The organism is Stappia sp. 28M-7, from assembly GCF_014252955.1.
Classification (GTDB): domain Bacteria; phylum Pseudomonadota; class Alphaproteobacteria; order Rhizobiales; family Stappiaceae; genus Stappia.
This window is the reverse complement of the sequence record NZ_JACMIA010000001.1, coordinates 4,026,211-4,045,010: the sequence shown is the minus strand read 5'-3', so window position 1 is coordinate 4,045,010 and position 18,800 is coordinate 4,026,211. Positions and strand designations below refer to the sequence as shown.

At 66.8% G+C, this 18,800-nt stretch carries 16 protein-coding genes; 11 read left to right on the top strand and 5 right to left on the bottom strand.

Features of this window, described 5'->3' with window-relative positions; translation table 11 throughout:
• Positions 1-18: 18 nt before the first annotated feature.
• Positions 19-2,181, bottom strand: coding sequence for a caspase family protein (locus H7H34_RS18165; RefSeq protein ID WP_185926030.1), 2,163 nt, complete (start codon positions 2,179-2,181; stop codon positions 19-21).
• A 206-nt stretch (positions 2,182-2,387) separates the two neighbouring features.
• On the opposite strand from H7H34_RS18165, the gene H7H34_RS18160 reads away from it, so the two are divergent.
• The 3 genes from H7H34_RS18160 (at position 2,388) to htpG (ending at position 6,305) form a co-directional block, all read left to right on the top strand.
• A complete protein-coding gene (locus tag H7H34_RS18160; protein ID WP_185926029.1) occupies positions 2,388-3,434 on the top strand; it encodes a Gfo/Idh/MocA family oxidoreductase in 1,047 nt (348 codons plus the stop codon).
• Complete coding sequence (locus tag H7H34_RS18155; RefSeq protein ID WP_185926028.1) at positions 3,431-4,258, top strand: glycerophosphodiester phosphodiesterase family protein; 828 nt, start codon at positions 3,431-3,433, stop codon at positions 4,256-4,258. The genes H7H34_RS18160 and H7H34_RS18155 overlap by 4 nt, the downstream gene beginning before the upstream one ends.
• 112 nt (positions 4,259-4,370) lie before the next feature.
• Complete coding sequence (gene htpG / locus H7H34_RS18150) at positions 4,371-6,305, top strand: molecular chaperone HtpG (RefSeq protein ID WP_185926027.1); 1,935 nt, start codon at positions 4,371-4,373, stop codon at positions 6,303-6,305.
• A gap of 37 nt (positions 6,306-6,342) precedes the next feature.
• Here htpG and H7H34_RS18145 read toward each other — a convergent pair whose 3' ends face one another.
• Positions 6,343-6,972 carry a LysE family translocator gene (locus H7H34_RS18145; RefSeq protein WP_185926026.1) on the bottom strand — a complete coding sequence of 210 codons (630 nt, stop codon included), beginning with the start codon at positions 6,970-6,972 and terminating at the stop codon, positions 6,343-6,345.
• 187 nt (positions 6,973-7,159) lie between these two features.
• Here H7H34_RS18145 and H7H34_RS18140 point away from each other — a divergent pair, with 187 nt between their 5' ends.
• From H7H34_RS18140 to H7H34_RS18110, 7 genes are all read left to right on the top strand, one after another.
• The gene (locus tag H7H34_RS18140; protein ID WP_185926025.1) at positions 7,160-8,080 is read left to right on the top strand and encodes a LysR family transcriptional regulator; all 921 of its coding nucleotides are present in this window, start codon (positions 7,160-7,162) and stop codon (positions 8,078-8,080) included.
• A 132-nt stretch (positions 8,081-8,212) separates the two neighbouring features.
• A complete protein-coding gene (locus H7H34_RS18135) occupies positions 8,213-9,016 on the top strand; it encodes a putative hydro-lyase (protein WP_185926597.1) in 804 nt (267 codons plus the stop codon).
• Between the two features lie 22 nt (positions 9,017-9,038).
• On the top strand, positions 9,039-10,082 hold the full coding sequence (locus H7H34_RS18130) for a TRAP transporter substrate-binding protein (protein ID WP_120269507.1): 1,044 nt from the start codon (positions 9,039-9,041) through the stop codon (positions 10,080-10,082).
• A gap of 27 nt (positions 10,083-10,109) precedes the next feature.
• A complete protein-coding gene (locus H7H34_RS18125) occupies positions 10,110-10,658 on the top strand; it encodes a TRAP transporter small permease subunit (RefSeq protein WP_185926024.1) in 549 nt (182 codons plus the stop codon).
• Positions 10,655-11,935, top strand: coding sequence for a TRAP transporter large permease (locus H7H34_RS18120; protein ID WP_120269505.1), 1,281 nt, complete (start codon positions 10,655-10,657; stop codon positions 11,933-11,935). Before H7H34_RS18125 ends, H7H34_RS18120 begins: the two co-directional genes overlap by 4 nt.
• Positions 11,936-11,980: 45 nt before the next feature.
• Complete coding sequence (locus tag H7H34_RS18115) at positions 11,981-12,658, top strand: DUF2848 domain-containing protein (protein WP_120269504.1); 678 nt, start codon at positions 11,981-11,983, stop codon at positions 12,656-12,658.
• A gap of 64 nt (positions 12,659-12,722) precedes the next feature.
• On the top strand, positions 12,723-14,009 hold the full coding sequence (locus H7H34_RS18110) for an amidase family protein (RefSeq protein ID WP_185926023.1): 1,287 nt from the start codon (positions 12,723-12,725) through the stop codon (positions 14,007-14,009).
• On the opposite strand, the gene H7H34_RS18105 is transcribed toward H7H34_RS18110, so the two are convergent.
• From H7H34_RS18105 to H7H34_RS18095, 3 genes are all read right to left on the bottom strand, one after another.
• On the bottom strand, positions 14,010-15,239 hold the full coding sequence (locus H7H34_RS18105; protein ID WP_185926022.1) for a mandelate racemase/muconate lactonizing enzyme family protein: 1,230 nt from the start codon (positions 15,237-15,239) through the stop codon (positions 14,010-14,012).
• Positions 15,240-15,348: 109 nt separating this feature from the next.
• Positions 15,349-16,635, bottom strand: a complete 1,287-nt coding sequence (locus tag H7H34_RS18100) for a UDP-N-acetylglucosamine 1-carboxyvinyltransferase (protein WP_120269501.1) — start codon at positions 16,633-16,635, stop codon at positions 15,349-15,351.
• Between the two features lie 114 nt (positions 16,636-16,749).
• On the bottom strand, positions 16,750-17,511 hold the full coding sequence (locus H7H34_RS18095; protein WP_185926021.1) for a DeoR/GlpR family DNA-binding transcription regulator: 762 nt from the start codon (positions 17,509-17,511) through the stop codon (positions 16,750-16,752).
• A 260-nt stretch (positions 17,512-17,771) separates the two neighbouring features.
• Here H7H34_RS18095 and H7H34_RS18090 point away from each other — a divergent pair, with 260 nt between their 5' ends.
• Positions 17,772-18,689, top strand: coding sequence for an ABC transporter substrate-binding protein (locus H7H34_RS18090; protein WP_120269745.1), 918 nt, complete (start codon positions 17,772-17,774; stop codon positions 18,687-18,689).
• Positions 18,690-18,800: the final 111 nt, after the last annotated feature.

Here is an 18,800-nt window from a genome sequence, read left to right as displayed (position 1 = left end):
TGAGGGTTGCCGCGCGGCTCATGGCCCGACGTCGAAGCGCTTCACGCCGGAGCGGGTGCCGTCGCGATAGAACAGCTCCACCGAGACGAAGGAGGTGGCGGCGGGAATGTCGACATGGACCGTGGAGCCGGGCCCCGAAGACGGAACGGCATGCGGGTTGTCCGGATCGCAGGGACCGGTGTCGAAGGTGCGGTCCGGCGTTTCGCTGTCGAGGGCGTAGCGGACTTCCTGGATCGCGCAGCGATAGCTGATCAGGTGGGTGAAATAGAGCAGCTTGCGGCCGTCCCAGTCGCGGAAGGCAAGCCATCCGGTGCTCAGCCGCTCGAGGATGTCCTTCTGGCCCGAGACGAGCGCATCGCCCGGCGTGAAGCTGACGGAGAAGGGGCCCTGCATCTCGCCGTGGATGTTGAGATAGCTCACCTCGATGGCCGTGTCGCCGGCATTGCCGGGAAGCTCGAAGGCCGGATAGGGGATGGGTGCGCCGGTCGATGGGTCGACCGCGCCGTTGACGAAGCCGGTGGACCGGGCTTCGCCGCCCGGCAGTTTCACGAAGATCTCGCGCGTCCGGTCGGCGATGGCGAGGGTCAGCATCCATCCCTGGTTCGAGCGCATGGCGTTGAGGCGGACCGGGTTGGCAAGCGCGGCCGGGTTGATGAAGGACAGGGCGGCAAGGCGGGTCCTGGCGTCCTCGACCTGCTCGGCGGCCATCTGCTGGTCGAGATAGTAGCCAAGGAAGCGGCCATCCTCGACGGCGGCCATGAAGCGGTCGAGCAGATCGCGCTCACGCGTCTTGTCGGAGGCCGATTGCTGGCCGAGCCGCGTCTGGCTGTAGTCCTGTGACAGGGCGTAGAGCGCCGGCGAGAAGTCGGGATAGGCATCCAGGAACGTACTGAGGCGGCGAACGCGCTCTTCGCGCTCCTCCAGCAGGATCTCGGCGAACAGGGTCGTTGGATCGTTCCGCCCCTGCGACAGGGACCGGTAGATTTCCAATGCGCCGGCCCGTCCTTCCTGCACCCTCAGCACCGACTGGAAGCGCAGGTGCGGATCGACCTGCGGCATGCCGAAGGCGAAGTATTTGAGATAATCCTGCCGGGCGCCGGGATAGTCGCCGCGGATCTCCTTGAGACGGGCGTTGGAGTAGAACTCGTGCGGCTGGGTCGGGCTGTCGACGATCAGCGAGCGGCTGGCGAGCTGGGCGAACAGCTGTCCGATCCTGTCGTCTCCGCTGCCGGATTCGACCTCGTCGAGACGCGTTTTTGCCAGCGCGGCGAAGGCCCCGTCCGGGAAGCGGTCGAGATAGCTGCGGATCTGGTCGGCCGAGCCGCTGTCCTTCACGTCGTTCCACAACTGCAGCTCGAGTTGGACGTCGGAGCCGGGCGCAGCGCGCGCGACCGCCGCCGATCCGTCGGCGGAGGCGTCGGGCACGAAGACGATTTCCGAGGTCAGCGAGGAGTGATCCCAGGGCACCTGGTCGCCGCCGGTCGCTTCCACCACCCGCAGGCGCACCGCCTTGAAGACGGCCTCGATACTGCGGCCGGGCACCAGCAGTTCCGCGGCGATTGCCGAGGTGTAGGGGCTGTTGAGGCCGGTGCCGTCGGCGGCGGTACTGCCGGGAGCGGTGGCGAAGGAAATGAAACTGCCGCGCGGCGTGCTGTTCAGCAGGGCGAGGCCGCCGGCGCCGACGGACCGGCTGAGCGCGGTGTTCCGGCATGCGTCGAGAATGACGATGTTGGCGCCCTTGTGTGCGTCTTCCACGGCGGACAGAACCCAGTCCACGGCAAGGGCCTCGAACTCCGCATCCACCTCGTCCCGCAGGTCGGCCCCGATGGGTGCGAGATAGTTGCGCCCTCCCGCCTGGAAGCCGTGCCCGGAATAGTAGACGGCCGCGACGGATCCCTCGCCGGCCTCCCCGAGGCGCTTCGTGAAGTCTCGGACCGCCCCTTTCATGGTCCGCAGATCCGCGTCGAGCACGGTTTCGACGGCAAAGCCGGCCTGGCGCAGCGTGTCGGCGATGAGTGCGGCGTCGTTGACCGGGTTCTTCAGCGGCGTCATGGCATTGCCCGAATAGTCGGAATTGCCGATAACCAGCGCCAGCCGTTCCGCGGCAAGGCCGGGCGCAGCGCCGAGCACTTGCGCGATGCCGAGACATGCGATGAGGGCGATCCCATGCAGCAGGCGCATGAACAGGTTCCTTCTGCGGTCTGACGGAGTGAAGTACCCGCAGGCGCGCTGCCAGTCCAGCTGGTCGCACCCATCGTTCACGGTCCCATGATTGCAGCTCAAACAGACATTGAGGTCAATCGGCACGGCAAAAGCCGGCCGACGGGTTGCCCTGCGCTCCGCTTTTTCCCAAGATCCCGCCCAAGACGAGAGGGGAGCGGAACGACATGGCGCTGCGGGTCGGGTTTTCAGGGTACGGCGCGGCCGGGCGCTACCTCCATGCACCGCTCGTGGCGGCCGCGGGGATGGAAGTGGCTGCGGTGGCGACCTCGCGGGGCGCGGAGGTTGCCGCTGATTTTCCGCAGGCGGCCGTCGTTTCCGACTTCGAGGCCCTGCTGGCGCGGCCCGACATCGATCTCGTCGTGATCGTGACGCCGAACGTGCTGCATGTGCCGCAAGTGCGGGCCGCGCTGACGGCCGGCCGCCATGTGGTCGTCGACAAGCCGGCAACGCCGACCCGCGCCGAGGCGGAGCAGCTGGCGGCGCTCGCGAGCGAGAAGGGCCTCAAGCTCGCCGTCTATCACAACCGCCGCTGGGACAGCGATTTCCTGACCGCACGGCGTCTGCTGGAAAGCGGCGAACTGGGCGAGATCGCCGCGTTGCGCCTGGTATGGGACAGGTTCCGGCCGCAGGTCGCCGACCGCTGGCGCGACCGGCCGGCGCCCGCCTCCGGCAATCTCTACGATCTCGGCTCCCACCTCATCGACCAGGCGCTGCAGCTCGTCGGCATGCCCGACTGGCTCCAGGCGGATGTCTTCACCCAGCGCCAGGACGGGGCGACGGATGACGGGTTCGAGCTTCTGATGGGACTGGGCCGCATGCGGCTGTCGCTCGGCGTCTCGCTGATCTCTGCCGCGCCGCGCGACCGGTTCCGTATCGAGGGAACCGCCGGCCTGTTCCGCAAGCAGGGGCTCGACGTGCAGGAGGACCAGTTGAAGGCCGGGATGGCACCGCTCGATCCGCAGTTCGGCCGCGAGCCGGAGGCGCAACAGGGCGAGATCGTCGCCCCGGATGGAAGCCGCCGCGCTGTTCCGTGCGAGCGCGGGCGCTGGCTGACCTTCTACGAGCGCATGCGGCAGGCCATCGAGACCGGAGGCGAGGTACCGGTGACCATGGCCTCGGCGGCGAAGGTGATCGGCCTTATCGAGGCGGCGCATGCCTCCGCCCGGCTGGGGCGCAGGATCGCGCTCGACCCGGACGGGCGCTGGGCATGAGCGCCGCGCGGCCGACAGGGTTCGTGCATCCCTATCTCGCGGAGCCGGGATTCCACGCGCTCGCCCATCGCGGCGGCGGGCTGGAGAACCCGGAAAACAGCCGGCAGGCATTTTCCGCTGCAGCCGGCCTCGGCTACCGTTATATCGAGATCGACGTGCAGGCCTCTCGCGACGAGCGGGTGGTGGTCTTCCACGACGATACGCTGGAACGGACGACGGATGGGCAGGGCGTGGTCTCCTCGCTCGTCATGTCGGATCTTGCCGGGGTGCGCATCCAGGGCGGCGAGCCGCTTCTGACCCTTGCCGAGGCGCTGGAGAGCTTTCCGGAGCTGCGCTTCAACATCGACATCAAGACCGACCAGGCCCTGTTGCCGACGCTCGACCTGCTGGAGCGCATGCAGTGCCTGGAGCGGGTCTGCATCGCCTCGTTTTCCGACGCGCGGCTGCGGGCGGCCCGCGCCCGCTTCGGCGACAGGGTTTGCCTCAGCAGCGGGCCGCGCGCGGTGACCGCCCTGCGCTTCGGCGCCTGGGGCATGCCGGTGGCCGCGCCCGATGTCGCCTGTGCGCAGATTCCGCTGGCGCAGTATGGCGTTCCGCTCGCAACGCCCGGTTTCGTGCGCCATTGCAACGCCAAGGGCATTGCCGTGCATGTGTGGACCATCGACGAGGAAGCGGAGATGCGCCGGCTGATCCGGATGGGCGTCAACGGCATCGTCACCGACCGGCCGTCGCTGCTGAGACGGGTGGCGCAGGAAGAGGGCGTGTGGCCCGGATCGTCGCCTCTTGGTCCCCCGGCCGGTCCCTCCAGCGGCCCGGGTGCTTGATTTCGCCGCATCGCAAGCCGATATCTCAGCCGCCTTCGCATCCGCCGGGCCGATCCGGCGCGCGGGCGTTTCACCGTCAGACATTTACGAGCGTACGGGGCAGTCAGAACCAATGAGTACCGAGCCGAACACGACAGGGGCAGGCACCAAGGCGCCGCAGAGTCACGCCTTCCAGGCGGAGGTTGCGCGGTTGCTCCATCTCATGGTGCACTCGGTCTACTCCAACAAGGACATCTTCCTCCGCGAGCTGATCTCCAACGCGGCCGATGCCTGCGAGCGTTTGCGGCACGCAGCCCTCACCGATCCTTCGCTGCTGGGCGAAGATACCGAGTTCGGCATTCGCCTGGAGGCGGACGAGGCCGGCCGCAGGCTGGTGGTGTCCGACAACGGCTCGGGCATGAGCCGGCAGGAGCTGATCGACAATCTGGGCACCATTGCCCGCTCCGGTACCAAGGCCTTCATGGACCGGCTGGGCGAGGGCAAGGACGGGACGGCGCTGATCGGCCAGTTCGGCGTCGGCTTCTATTCCGCCTTCATGGTGGCGGAGAAGGTGGACGTGATCAGCCGGGCCGCGGGCAGCAGCGAAGCCTGGCAGTGGAGCTCCGACGGGCTCGGCGCCTTCACGGTGGAGCCGGCCGGGGACGATGCGGATGTGCCCGCGCGCGGAACCCGCGTGATCCTGCATCTCAAGGACGATGCCGCCTCCTATGCGCGGCCTGCCACCATCGAGCGGATCGTGCGCGCCTACTCCGCGCATGTGCCGGTGCCGATCACGCTGGCCGTGCCGCCAGCGGAGGACGGCGAGGAGAGCGAGCCGCGCCGCCTTGCCGACGGCACGGCGCTGTGGACGCGCTCGAAGTCCGAGATCGGCGAGGAGGAGTATCGCGAGTTCTACGGCCACGTGTCCGGCCAGTTCGACGAGCCGGCGATGACAGTCCACTACCGGGCGGAAGGGCGGCACGAATATTCCGTGCTGCTGTTCGTGCCGTCGATGAAGCCGTTCGACCTGTTCGACCCCGACCGCAAGGGCCGGGTGAAGCTCTATGTGCGCCGGGTGTTCATCGCCGATGATGTGGACCTGCTGCCGGCATGGCTGCGCTTCGTGCGCGGCGTCATCGATTCCTCGGACCTGCCGCTCAACCTGTCGCGCGAGATGCTGCAGCACAATCCGGTGCTGGACGCGATCCGCAAGGGCGTGACCAACCGGCTGCTCGGGGACCTACAGAAGCTGTCGGAAAGCGATGCAGCGGCCTACGAGAAGGTCTGGGAAACCTTCGGCCCGGTGCTGAAGGAAGGCATCTACGAGGACTTCGAGCGCAAGGACAAGCTGCTCGCGCTCGCCCGGTTCCGCAGCAGCTCCGACAAGGGGCAGAGCTGGCGTTCGCTCCATGACTATGTGGCGGACATGAAGGAGAACCAGACCCAGATCTACTACGCGACCGGCGCGAGCCAGGAGGCGATTGCCGCCAGCCCGCATCTGGAGGGCTTCCGTGCCCGCGGCGTCGAGGTGCTGTACCTCTCCGATCCGGTCGATGCGTTCTGGGTGCAGATGGTGGAGGGCTTCGAGGGCAAGCCGTTCCGCTCGATCACGCAAGGGTCCGCCGAGCTGGACGCCATCCCGGTCAGCGAGACGGAGGGTGATGCGGACAAGAAGGCCGAGGCCGGGGATACCGATATCGGTCTGGTCACGGCGTTCCTGAAGGAGACGCTCGGCGAGCGGGTGTCGGATGTGCGCAGCTCGTCGCGGCTCGCTGAAAGCCCGGTCTGCCTCGTCGCCCCCGAGCATGGACCGGACCGGCAGTTCGAGAAGCTGATGTCGCGACAGGGAGACGGACGGGCGCGGCTTGCGCCGGTCCTGGAGTTCAACCCCTCGCACGAGTTGCTGTCGCGTCTTTCCTCGGCGCTGGCCGGCAGCGGCGACAAGGGCAAGCTTGCAGATACCGCCTGGCTGCTGCTCGATCAGGCGCTGATCCTCGACGGCGAGGTACCGGCGGATCCGGTCGCCTTCGCGCGCCGGCTGTCCACGGTGATGGGCCGCGGCCTTTGATCTGATCGATGCGGGGAGGCGCTCTTGCCTTCCCGCATCACCCGGCGTTGAGAATGACCGGGATCATCGAGGCGACGAGCAGAACTGCCATCGTGACATTGAAGAGCCGTGCTGCTCTGGGCTGCTTCAGAAGTTCGCCGAGGGCCGCGCCGAAGGCGAGCCAGGGCAGGCAGCCGAGGGCCGCGGCAACGATGAAGACGCCGGCGAGAATGCCGGCCTGCTGCAGCACGCCGCCGCTGCCGGGATGCATGTAGGTGCCGATGGCGCCAGCGGCGATCAGCCAGGCCTTGGGGTTGACCCATTGGAACAGAGCGGCGCCGACGAAGCTGCCACGCCGTTCTACCGGCTTGTCCTTTGTAGGTGCTGTCTCGTCCGTCCTGCCGACCGGCGCCGAGCCGATCTTCCAGGCGAGCCACAGGAGCACGACGAGGCCGACGATGCGGATCGCGTCCATCACATGGGGCAGGGTGAAGACCGTGCCGCCGAGGCCGACGGCGAGCGAGAAGATCATCGCCGCAAAGCCGAAGACGATGCCCCACAGGGTCGGCATGCCCTTGCGAAAGCCGGCGGATCCGCCAATGGCTGTCAGGAGCACGTTGTTGGGACCGGGCGTCACCGAGGCGACGAAGGCAAAGGTGGCGAAGGCGACGAGCTGGTCGGGTGTCATGAGTGCCGATCTCGCAGTGGAGCGCCCGGCGACCGGGTGCGGCAGGGAAGATCGCGGCACGATATGCAGTTCATGACGGCATTGCCAGAGGCGGGTTTGCAGTGCTTGCGCGGAGCGCTTGAATCCGCTCCTTCGTTCCACGAGGATGCGGCGTCCGCGCATCGGGCGCGGCGAGGGAGGAACTGACGTGTTCGAGCTGAAGGACGTGGAGATCCTCCAGGATATCGTCCGGGCAGGCGGGTTTCGCGCTGCCGCCGCGAAATACGGGCTCTCGCAGTCGGCGATCTCGAACCGGGTTCTGGCCCTGGAAAAGCGGCTTGGCATCCAGCTGTTCGACCGTGGTCGCCGCCAGGTCCGGCTGACGCCGGTCGGGCGTCGCTTCCTGGAGGAGGCGCAGCGGCTGAGCGCGGCGCGGGATCGATTGATCCAGGAGATCACGCGGCCCGGCGGGCTGAGCGGCACCATCCGCATCGGCGTTGCCGAGACCATCGTCCACACGATCCTAAGCGAGTTGCTGAACCAATTGAAATGTGCGCACCAGCGTGTGCGCTTCGAACTGTCGGTCGATACTTCGCGCGAGCTGGGCCTGGCGCTGGCCGACGACGGGCTGGACGTTGCCATCATGCTGCGCGAGAGCGTGCCGAGCGGCGCGGCCGTGGTGCCGTTGCAGCGCCAGCCGCTCGGCTGGTACGGGGCTGCCTCCGACAAGGAAGGCGAGGATGCGGAGGCGGGCGAGCCGCTGACGCTGACCGACCTGGCCCGGCAGACCATCGTTTCCTTTCCCAAGGGCACGCCACCGTTCCGCGAGCTTGAGGGGCTGCTGGCGGCCCCCGACCTGCCGCCGCCGGACCTGCACGGATCGGCCAGCCTGTCGACGGTCCTGCACCTGGTTGCCGACGGGTTCGGCATCGGCGTGCTTCCGGTGCGCATTGCAGAGGCCGATCTTTTCCGCTCGCGAATCCGGCCGTTGAAGGTCGTGGAGGGCGCCCGCCTCAGCGCACTGCGGTTCGTCGTCGCCTACATGCCGGACCGGAATCGGGAGGTGGGAGAAGAGGTTGCGGCCGTCGCGCGCGCATGTGATCAAAATGATCTTGAAAGAAGATCATAAAAATCTTATATCGATAACTTGACAAGATCATAACGACTGGCAATCCTCACAAGGTAACGTGAGGAGGTTGCCAGCGTGCCTGCATCTGTCGCCCTTGACCGCACCGCATCCGAACAGGATGCCTTCCGTGGTCTGTCTCCCGCCGATCTTCGCGTCAGCATCAGGACGGGCCGGTTTCGCGGTCCGACCGCCGGCTACGGCCAGGGCTGCCTCCAGGGGAACCTGGCGATCCTTCCGGCTGCACTCGCCGGCGACTTCCTGCGCTTCTGCACGCTCAATCCCAAGCCCTGTCCGCTGATCGGCATGTCCGAGCCCGGCAATCCGGCCATTCCTTCGCTGGGTGCGGATCTCGATATCCGCACCGACGTGTCCGGCTATCGCGTGTTTCGCGCAGGCGAGGAGGGATACACCTCGGTGCCGGACCTTTCGGACGTGTGGCGCGACGACCTCGTTTCCTTCGTGCTCGGCTGCTCGTTCTCCTTCGAGGCGGCCATCGTACGGGCCGGCATTCCCCTGCCGCATTTCGAGGGCGGCAAGAACGTGCCGATGTACATCACCAACCTGCAGACGGCACCGAGCGGCCCGTTCGGCGGACCGCTTGTGGTGTCGATGCGCTCCTTCCATCCTTCCGACGCGATCCAGGCGGTGCTGCTGTCCGATCGCTATCGGCTGGCGCATGGTGCGCCGGTGCATATCGGCGATCCGGCCGGCATCGGCATTGCCGACCTGATGAAACCCGATTTCGGCGAAGTCCCGGAGCTTGCTCCCGGAGCAATCCCCGTGTTCTGGGCTTGCGGCGTGACCCCGCAGATGGCGATCCGCCAGGCCCGTCCGGAGATCGCCATCACCCATGAGCCCGGCCACATGTTGGTGACCGATCTCTCTGCCGATGCTGCCGAATTCACGCTCGGCGGCGTCTGGCCCGCTTCGAAGTGAACGAAAACCAGAGGAGTCCCACATGAAGCGCATTGCCTCCAGCCTGCTCGCGGCCACGGCCCTGTCGTTTGCCGCATTCGCCCCGGCTTCCGCCGAAACCCTGTCGGTCGTCGGCAGCTGGTCCAATCTTCCCCTGCACCAGAAGTTCGAGGCTCCGTTCTGGACCGAGACCCTGCCGGCCGCATCGAACGGCGGCATCGAGGTGCAGATGACCACCCACAACCAGATGGGCATCCAGGGCGGCGACGTGTTCCGCATGCTGGGTGACGGCGTGTTCGACGTCGGCATGACGGTCGCCGACTATGCGGTGGGTGATGCCCCCGAGCTCGAAGGCCTCGATGTACCGCTGATCGCCACCACCGCCGACGAGGCTCGCGCCATGGTCGCGGCCGCCCGTCCGATGGTCGAGGACATCTACCAGCAGCGCTTCAATGCCAAGGTCCTGGCGATCGCGCCGTATCCCCCGCAGGTCGTTTTCTGCAAGGGCGACGTTTCCTCGCTTGAAGACCTGAAGGGCAAGAAGATCCGAGGCTCGGGTCGCATGACCACGAAGTTCCTCGAGGCGCTGGGCGCCGAGGGCGTCAATGTGGCCTTCTCGGAAGTGCCGGGCGCGCTCGAGCGCAGCGTCATCGACTGCGCCGTCACCGGTTCGGGTTCGGGCTACAGCGCCGGCTGGTGGGAAGTCACCGACACCTTGATGAACCTGCCGCTCGGCGGCTGGGACTCGGTCGTCACCGCCGTCAACCTCGACCGCTGGAACGCCCTGCCGGAAGAGACCCGCACCCTGATCGAGACCCAGATCAAGGAGAAGTTCGAGACCCCGGCCTGGGATTCCGTTGCGGCCTCCGTCGCCACCGACACCGCCTGCCTGACCGGTAATGGCGAGTGCCCGGCCGGCAAGCCGGCGTCCATGAAGCTGGTCGAGGCGAGCGAGGCGGATGTCGCCACCGCGCGCAAGATCCTGACCGAGACCGTTCTGCCGGAGTGGGCCGAGCGGGCCGGTGCGGACTGGGTGAAGCGCTGGAACGACAGCGTCGGCCAGACCACCGGCGTCACCGTCAAGTGACGGCCTGATCCAAGAGGGGGCCGCGACATGACGGACAATCTTGCCGCGGCCCTCCGCCGCATAAATTCCGGACTTGCCCTGCTGGTCGGCATCGTCGTGCTGGTGACCGCAGGCTTCGTGATCGTCGACATCACGCTAAGACAGTTCGGCCATTCGTTCGGCGGTTCGGACGAAATCTCCGGATATGTGATGGCCGCGGTCGCAAGCTGGGGCCTGTCCTATGCGCTGACCGAGCTTGCCCATGTGCGCATCGATCTGGTGCGCCAGAAGCTGCAGACGCGCGGGCGGGCCATGCTCGACATCTTCGCGATGAGCATTGCCGCCGGCACGGTCTGCATCATCGCCTATCAGGCCTGGCCGGTTCTGGAAAAGACGCTGGTTCGGGGTTCGCGGGCCAATACGGCCCTGGAGACACCCCTGTGGATCCCGCAGGCCGTCTGGTTCTCCGGCTGGGTGTGGTTTGCAATTTCCTCCTGCCTTCTGGTCCTGCTGGCGCTGGCCACCGTGCTGCGCGGCGACTTCCAGAACGCCGACGCGATGATCGGCGCACGCGGCGAAGCGGAGGACGGCAAATGATCGGAAGCGTCGCCATCGCCCTGCTCGGGCTCCTTTCGCTGTCCATTCCCGTCGGCATCGTCCTGTTCCTGCTCGGCTTCGGCATTTCCGAGTTCTTCTCGGTCTTTCCGTTGATCCGTGGCCTCGGGCAGGTGGTCTGGTCGGCGTCCGATTCCGCCACGCTGATCGCGATTCCCTTCTTCGTGCTGCTCGGCGAGATCCTTGTGCGCGGCGGCATTGCCGAGAAGACCTACGGCTCGCTCGACAAGTGGGTGTCCTGGCTGCCGGGCGGGCTGGTCCATGCCAATATCGGCACGGCGACGATGTTCTCCGCCACCTCCGGCTCCTCCGTCGCAACCGCCGCGACGGTCGCCACCGTGGCCATGCCCCAGGCCGAGCGGCTGGGCTACGATCCCAAGCTGTTTTCCGGAGCGATTGCCGCCGGCGGCACGCTCGGTATCCTGATCCCGCCGTCGATCAACCTGATCGTCTACGGCTTCCTGACCGAGACCTCGATCCCACGCCTGTTCCTGGCCGGTCTCCTGCCGGGGCTGCTGATGGCGGTCGCCTTCATGATCGTGACGGCGGTGCTGTGCAAGATCCGCCCCTCGCTCGGCGGTCCGAGCCGCAGCTTCACCTGGGGCGAGCGTTTCGCGGCCCTCGTCCAACTGGTACCGATCTTCATCCTGTTCACGGTGGTGATCGGATCGATCTATGCGGGCTGGGCCACGCCGACCGAGTCGGCGGCTGTGGGCGTTGCCATGGCGCTGCTGATCGCGCTGTTCAACGGCGGCGTCTCCTCGGCGATGCTGCGCGAGAGCCTGCTCGGCACCGTGCGCATCACCGCGATGATCATGCTGATCATTACCGGCGCCTATTTCCTCAACTTCACGCTGGCCTCGGCCGGGCTCGGCCGCGAGCTTCAGGACCTGTTCGACAGCCTGAACCTGTCACCCTTCGGCACGCTGCTGGTGGTCATCGTCCTCTACATCGTTCTCGGCTTCTTCATCGAGACGCTGTCGCTGATGGTCGCGACCATTCCCATCGTCGTGCCGATCATGGTCGGGCTCGGCTACGACAAGGTCTGGTTCGGGGTGATGATGATCGTGCTGGTGGAAATGGCGCTGATCACGCCGCCCGTCGGGCTCAACCTCTACGTGGTGCAGGGCGCGCGCAAGTCCGGCTCGCTGAGCGAGGTGATGCTCGGCTGCATCCCCTACGTCCTGGTGATGCTCGCCATGGTCGCCGCCCTCATCGTCTTCCCGCAAATCGCCCTGTTCCTGCCCGGATCGCTCTGATCCGGCGCAGGCGCAGGCCCTTTTCCCTTTTTCAAGGAGCTTCCCATGGAGTTCACCCTGAACGGCGCGCCGCTTGTCGCCCACGTTGCTGACCTGACCGTTGCCGGCTGGACCGGCCGGGATCCGGAGGCGATCCGTCATCACATCGACGAGCTGGCGGAAATCGGCGTGGCGCCGCCGTCCACCGTGCCGCTCTACTATCGTACCGCCGCAGATCTCCTGACGCGCGAAAGCCGCATCCAAGTCGTCGGCGGCGGCACCTCCGGCGAGGTCGAGCCCTTCCTGCTGGCGAAGGACGGCGTGCTTCATATCGGTCTTGCCTCCGACCATACGGACCGCGACCTGGAAGCTCATTCCGTGGCGCTGTCCAAGCAGGCTTGCGCGAAGCCCGTGGCCGGCGAACTCTGGCTGTTCGACGAGGTTGCCGGGCATCTCGATGCGCTTGAACTGCGCTCGTGGATCAAGGAGGATGCGGCCGGTGACTGGATCCCCTATCAGGACGGCAAGGTCGGCTCGATCCGCCCGCTCGCCGATCTGATCGAGGGGTCGGGAATGGATGCCGCCCGCGAGCGCGGTGACTGCGTCGCCATGCTGTGCGGAACGCTCGGCGCCATCGGCGGCGTGCGCCCGGCGGCGGCGTTCAGGATGGAGCTTCGCGATCCGGTGCTCGGCCGCAGCATCGGTCACAGCTACGAGATCACGGTTCTGCCGATCGTCGCCTGAGGCAACGGTCGCAGGACAGCTGCCGCCGGCGGACGGTCCGCGCGGCACAGGAGGAGACAGGTGAATGGGTGAGATTGTCGAGAAGGCCAGGGCTGCGATCGGACGCGTCGAGGCTCTGGGAGACGCGGCATCGGCGCTCTTCACCGAGTTCTCTCCCACCCGCATCCTGCAGGCGGCGGCCGAGGCGGAGGCCCTTGTCGCGTCCGCCGACAGGCCGCTGCCGCTCGCCGGGATGCTGGTCTCCGTCAAGGACCTCTACGACGAGGCGGGCCAACGCACTACGGCGGCCTCGCTGCTGCTGAAGGACCGGGAGCCGGCAACCGAGGACTGCCCGGTCGTCGCACGGATCAAGGCGGCCGGCGGCGTGCCGTTCGGCCGGACCACGATGAGCGAGTTCGCCTATTCGGGCGTCGGCATCAACCCGCATTACGGTACGCCTTCGAACGTCTTCGAGGAGGGCGGCATTCCCGGCGGCTCGACCTCGGGCGGCGGCGTGACGGTGGGCCTTCGCCTGTGCGAGATCGCGCTCGGTACCGACACCGGCGGCTCGATCCGCATTCCCTCTGCCATCAACGGCCTCTACGGCTACAAGCCGAGCCAGGACAAGGTGCCGCTCGACGGGGTGCATCCGTTGGCGGTTTCCTTCGATACCTGCGGCCCGCTGGCCACCGATTTCGCCACAATGCTGGCGGCCTATCAGGTGATGAGCGGCGGTGATGCGCCCGGTGTCGAGGCACCGGCCGGCAGCCTGCGTCTGGCGGTGCCGGAGAACGCCTTCACCAACGATCTGGACGAGTGGTCGCGCAGCCACTTCGAGGCGGCCAAGGCGCGCCTTGTCGAGGCCGGCCACGAGCTCGTGCCGCTCGATCTGGGGTTCCTGCACGAAGCGCTGCTGCTCAACAAGATCCTCGTCTCCGCCGAGGCCCATGAGCTCTACGGGGATCATCTCGACACGCTCGTCAGCGTCGGCGATCCGCGGGTGCTGACCCGTATCCGCTTCCGCGAGACGCTGAGCGACGACGAGCTGGCCGAGGCGCGGGCGGCCCGCATCGAGGTCATCGCGCGTACGGCGGAGGCGCTGTCGGGCTTTGACGCGCTGATCGCTCCGACGCTGCAGATCTTTCCGCCGAGCATTTCGGACACGCTGGCGGATTTCGACCGCATCAACGCGGCGATGTTGCGCAACACCTCCTTGCTCAATCTTGCCGATGCTTGCGCGATGTCTATGCCGACGCACACCACCGGTGCCGGTCGTCCCGGCGCGCTGATGATCGGTGGGATCAAGGGGCACGACGAGCGCGTGTTGTCCGTCGGTGCAAGGCTCGACCGGGACCTCAACGGCGGCGACTGATCACGCTTCGCCATCCCTTGGAAACCGGCGATCCCGGATGGGATCGACCGGATGCTGGGTCATGTCCAGATGCAGCGCGCGCCCCGTGTAGGGATGCGCGCGGGCAACGTCCTCGTCGAGCTCGACGCCGAGGCCCGGCGCATCGGGCACGGTGACATAGCCGTTCTCCCAGCGCAGCGGCGTCTTCAGAATGTCGGCGTGGAAGCCGTCGAACCGGCGGATCGATTCCAGGATCAGGAAGTTCGGCGAGCAGGCGGCAAGCTGGATGTTCGCGGCCGCGGCAATGGGCCCGCAATAAAGGTGAGGCGCGATCTGGGCGTGCCAGGCCTCCGCCATTCCGGCGATCTTCTTGGCCTCCAGCAAGCCGCCGACGCGGCCGAGATTCATCTGCAGGATCGAGGCGGCGCCCGTCGACAGCAGACGGGCGAACTCCCATTTGGTACAAAGCCGCTCGCCGGTCGCAACCGGGATCGCGGTTCCGCGCGCCACCTTCGCCATTTCCTCCGGCATGTCGGGCGGCACCGGCTCCTCGAACCAGAGCGGATCGTAGGGCTCGATCCGGCGGGCAAGGCGGAGCGCGCCCGATGCGGTGAACTGGCCATGGGTCCCGAACAGGAGATCCGCCCGGTCGCCGACCGCTTCGCGGAGGCGGCGGCAGAAGAGTTCGCTGCGCTCGAGATCCTCCAGATCCGGCTGGCGCCCACCATGCACGGAGTAGGGGCCGGCAGGATCGAACTTCACCGCCGTGAAGCCCTCATCGACATATTCGGCTGCGCGCTGGGCCGACAGGTCCGGATCGCCGTAGAAGGCCGCGTGGTCCTCGTCGCCCTTCGGGTAGAGATAGGTGTAGGAGCGCAGCCGTTCGTGCACGCGCCCGCCGAGCAGGGCATGAACCGGCTTGCCGAGTGCCTTGCCGATGATGTCCCACATCGCCATTTCGAGGCCGCTGACCACCCCGCACATGGTCGGGTCCGGGCGCTGGGTGAAGCCGGAGCCGTAGGCCCTGCGGAAGAAGACCTCGATGGCGAAGGGATCAGCCCCGTCCAGATAGCGGGCGAAGACATCCTCGGTAAGACGCGTCATCGCGTCGGGACCGAAGCTCGCCGCATAGATCTCACCGTAGCCGACAATACCACAGGCCGTGGTGAGCTTGACGAAGACGAAATAGCGGCCGCCGAAGCCGGGCGGCGGATTGCCGACCACGAATGTCTCGAGTCCGGCAAGCTTCATCGCGTTTCCTCCTGATCGCGCGTTGGTCGGCCCTTTCAGGCTAACGGCGACGGGGAGGATGTCCAGACGCGCGAAAGCGACACGGGCGGTCGCTTTCGCGCAAGGGATATCAGGCCCAGCGGACCTGCGCGCCCAGCTCAGTCAGCTTCTCGACGAAGCGCGGGTGGGCGCGGCGGATCGGGTCGGCCTTGCGGATGGTCGACTGTCCTTCGACCTGGATCGCGGCAAGGAACAGGCCGAGCACCACGCGGATGATGTAGGGCGCCTCGACTTCCGCCGGCCGCAGGTTGTTGCCGCCGAAGACGATCAGGCGATGCGGATCGGACAGGTGCACCCTGGCGCCGAACTTCGCCAATTCCGAGCTCCAGGCCAGCGCGCCCTCGTAGATCTTGTTCCAGAACATGATCTCGCTGTGGCAGCCGACGGCGACGCCGATAGCCTGCGGCAGCAGGTCGGCCGGGAAATACGGCCAGGGAGCCGCCTCGATCTTCGGCAGCATCTCGCGGGTATAGGGGCGCGAAATCTCGCGGGTCCAGCCGGTGACGGTGATCGAGTCGTCCGTGGTCTCGAATTGCAGGCCGAGCTTTTCGAACTGGCGCAGGATCAGCGTCATATGCGGGGTGATGTCGGTCTTGACGGTCAGGCGGCCGCCGGTGACCCCGCCGATGGCGAGGAACGTCGCAACCTCGTGGTGGTCGTCCGGCACGCGCACGCGGGTGCCCGACAGGCGCTCGACGCCGGTCACGCTGAGGCGCGAGGTGCCGAGCCCGTCGATCTTCGCGCCCATGGAACGCAGCATCTCGCACAGCGCCTGGACGTGCGGCTCGGAGGCCGCGTTCATCAGCACGGAGGAGCCCTCCGCCGTGGCGGCGATCATCGCGAAGGTCTCGGTCGCGGTCACCGACGCGTAGTCGGCCCAGATCGCCTGGCCCTTGAGCCGGTCCTCGCGGCGGATGTCGTAAGGGTGCGTCGCGACGATGCGGGCGCCGAACTGCTCCAGGATCTCCAGATGCGGATCGATCTCGCGCAGGCCGAGGGCGCAGCCCTTGGCGTCCGTGTCGAAGGTGAGGGTGCCGGTGCGCACCATGACGGGGGCGAGCAACAGCACGGCGGAGCGGATGCCGAGCGGCAGGTCTGCATCGCGGTCGCGGAAGGCTTCGAAGTCGTGACGGATTGTCAGGGTCGCGCCGTCGTCGGCACGAGCGACGGTCGAGCCCATGCTCTCGAAATAGGCGAGGATCTTGGCGACGTCGCTGATCTCTGGGACGTTCTCCAGCGTCACCGGCTCGTCGGTGAGCAGGGTGGCGCAGAGCATCGGCAAAACGGCGTTCTTGTTGCCCGACGGACTGACGGTCCCCGAGATCGGGTGTCCGCCGTCGACGATGAGGTCGGCCATGAAAAAGTGCCTCCGGATGGAAGGGGCAGGATGTTGCCCGTTTCCTAATGGAGAATCCGGTCAACGGCAAACGGCAGTTCCATGGCAATCGCGTGGCCGTGCCGGGATGCCGTCTTACGCAGCGATCTCAAGGGCGGTGCCGGCGGCCAGAAGTCGCTCGGTGATCTCCGGCGGCGGAGCCATGTCGGTGACGATCCGGTCGACGTCGAGGAAGCCCGCGACCCGCACCAGCGCGCGGCGGTTGAACTTGCTGTGGTCGGTGATGACCGTGCGCGTCTCGCCGCAGCCGAGCACGGTGCGGGCGAAATCCGCCTCGGCAAGGTGGTAGTCCATCAGCCCGCCCACCGGATCGATGGCGGCGATGGAGATCACCACATGGCGGACGCGGAAGGCGGAAACGAAGTCGATGGCCGAGCGGCCGAAGGCGGCGCCGTTGTCGCCATGCAGCTCGCCGCCGGCCATGTAGACCTTGTTGCCGTTCACGGTCGCCAGGGTCCTGGCGACGTCCGACGAATTGGTGACGATGGTCAGACCGGTCTTGCCGCGCAGTTCGCGCGCCAGCACGCTCGTCGTGGTGCCAGTGTCCATCATGACGCTGTCGCCGTCGGCGATGCCTGCCGCGACATGGCGGGCGATGCGGATCTTGGCGTCGAGGTTCTCCCGCATGCGACGCTCGAACGGGGCCTCCATGTCCTGCCGCGCCAGGCTGACCAGCCCGTGCGACTTGACGATCTCACCGGTCTCCACCAGCGAGCGGATGTCGCGGCGGATCGTCTCCAGCGAGACGTCCAACTCGGCCGCCAGGTCGGCGATGCGGGCGCTGCCCGAGCGGCGGGCGCTTTCCAGTATCAGGGTCTGACGCTTGCTGAAGGTCATGGCACCGGTCGCAGTGGATTGATTTGGCTGAGTGTGTGGCTTTTGTGGCAATATCGGTCATTAAATATCAAAAAGCCACACCAATTGACGTATTTGCCAATTTTATCCCTCAAATCCATTGACAGGTTTGGCAGTCGAGGTGACGATCCTGTGACGGCGCCGAAGAGATCCGACAAGGGCGGGCGCTGCCTCCAGAGCGCATACAGAGGGAACCAGCCATGACACATGTCCGCCCGGCGGCAGCCATCCTGTCCGCCCTGATGGCCGCAACCGTCCTTGCAGGGACGCCCGTGCGAGCCGCGGAAAGCACAGACCCCATCCGCCTGACGTTGCACGACTGGACCGGCCAGCTCATCACCACGCAGATCATGGGCGAGGTGCTGAAGAAGGCCGGCTACAACGTCGAGTACGTCCAGGCCGACTACATTGCCCAGTTCGCTGGCCTCAAGACCGGCGATCTGCATGTGGCGATGGAGATCTGGGAGACCACTGGACGCGATGCGCTGGACGAGGCGACCGCCACCGGGCAGGTCGAGAATCTCGGCGACAGCGGCATGCTGGCCATCGAGGAGTGGTGGTATCCCAGCTACATGAAGGAGCTCTGCCCGGGCCTGCCCAACTGGGAAGCGCTGAAAAGCGATGCCTGCGCCGAGGCCTTCTCCACTGCGGAGACTGCACCGAAGGGCCGGTATCTGGGAGCTCCAGTGACCTGGGGCGGCTATGACGACGAGCGCGTCGAGGCGCTCGATCTGCCGTTCGAGGTGGTTCACGCAGGGACGGATGCAGCGCTCTTCGCCGAGCTGGAATCGGCCTATCAGCGCAAGGCGCCGATCATCCTGTGGGTCTATGCCCCGCACTGGGCGCCGCAGAAATACGAGGGCGAGTGGATCGAGTTCCCGACCTACGAGAAGGCTTGCTACGAGGACCCCGCCTGGGGCTCCAATCCGGATATGGCCTATGATTGCGGCAAGCCGCGCGGGCCGATCTGGAAGGTCGCCTGGTCGGGCGTGAAGGAGAAGTGGCCCGGCGCACACAAGGCGATCTCGGCCTTCTCCGTCGACAATGACGAGATGGGCGGGATGATCACCAAGGTCGACCTTGACGGACAGAGCGTCGAGGACGTGGTTGCCGCCTGGATGGAAGCCAATACCGGCCGCTGGTCGGAGTGGATCAAGTAACACCCTTGCCCGACTGGCTGTCGCCGTCTTCCGTCCCCGGGGCGGCGGCAGCCTCTTTTCGCCCTGCCGCGGTTCCGCCAGAGCTTTCTGCGGCGGGCCGTCGAGGGCGGG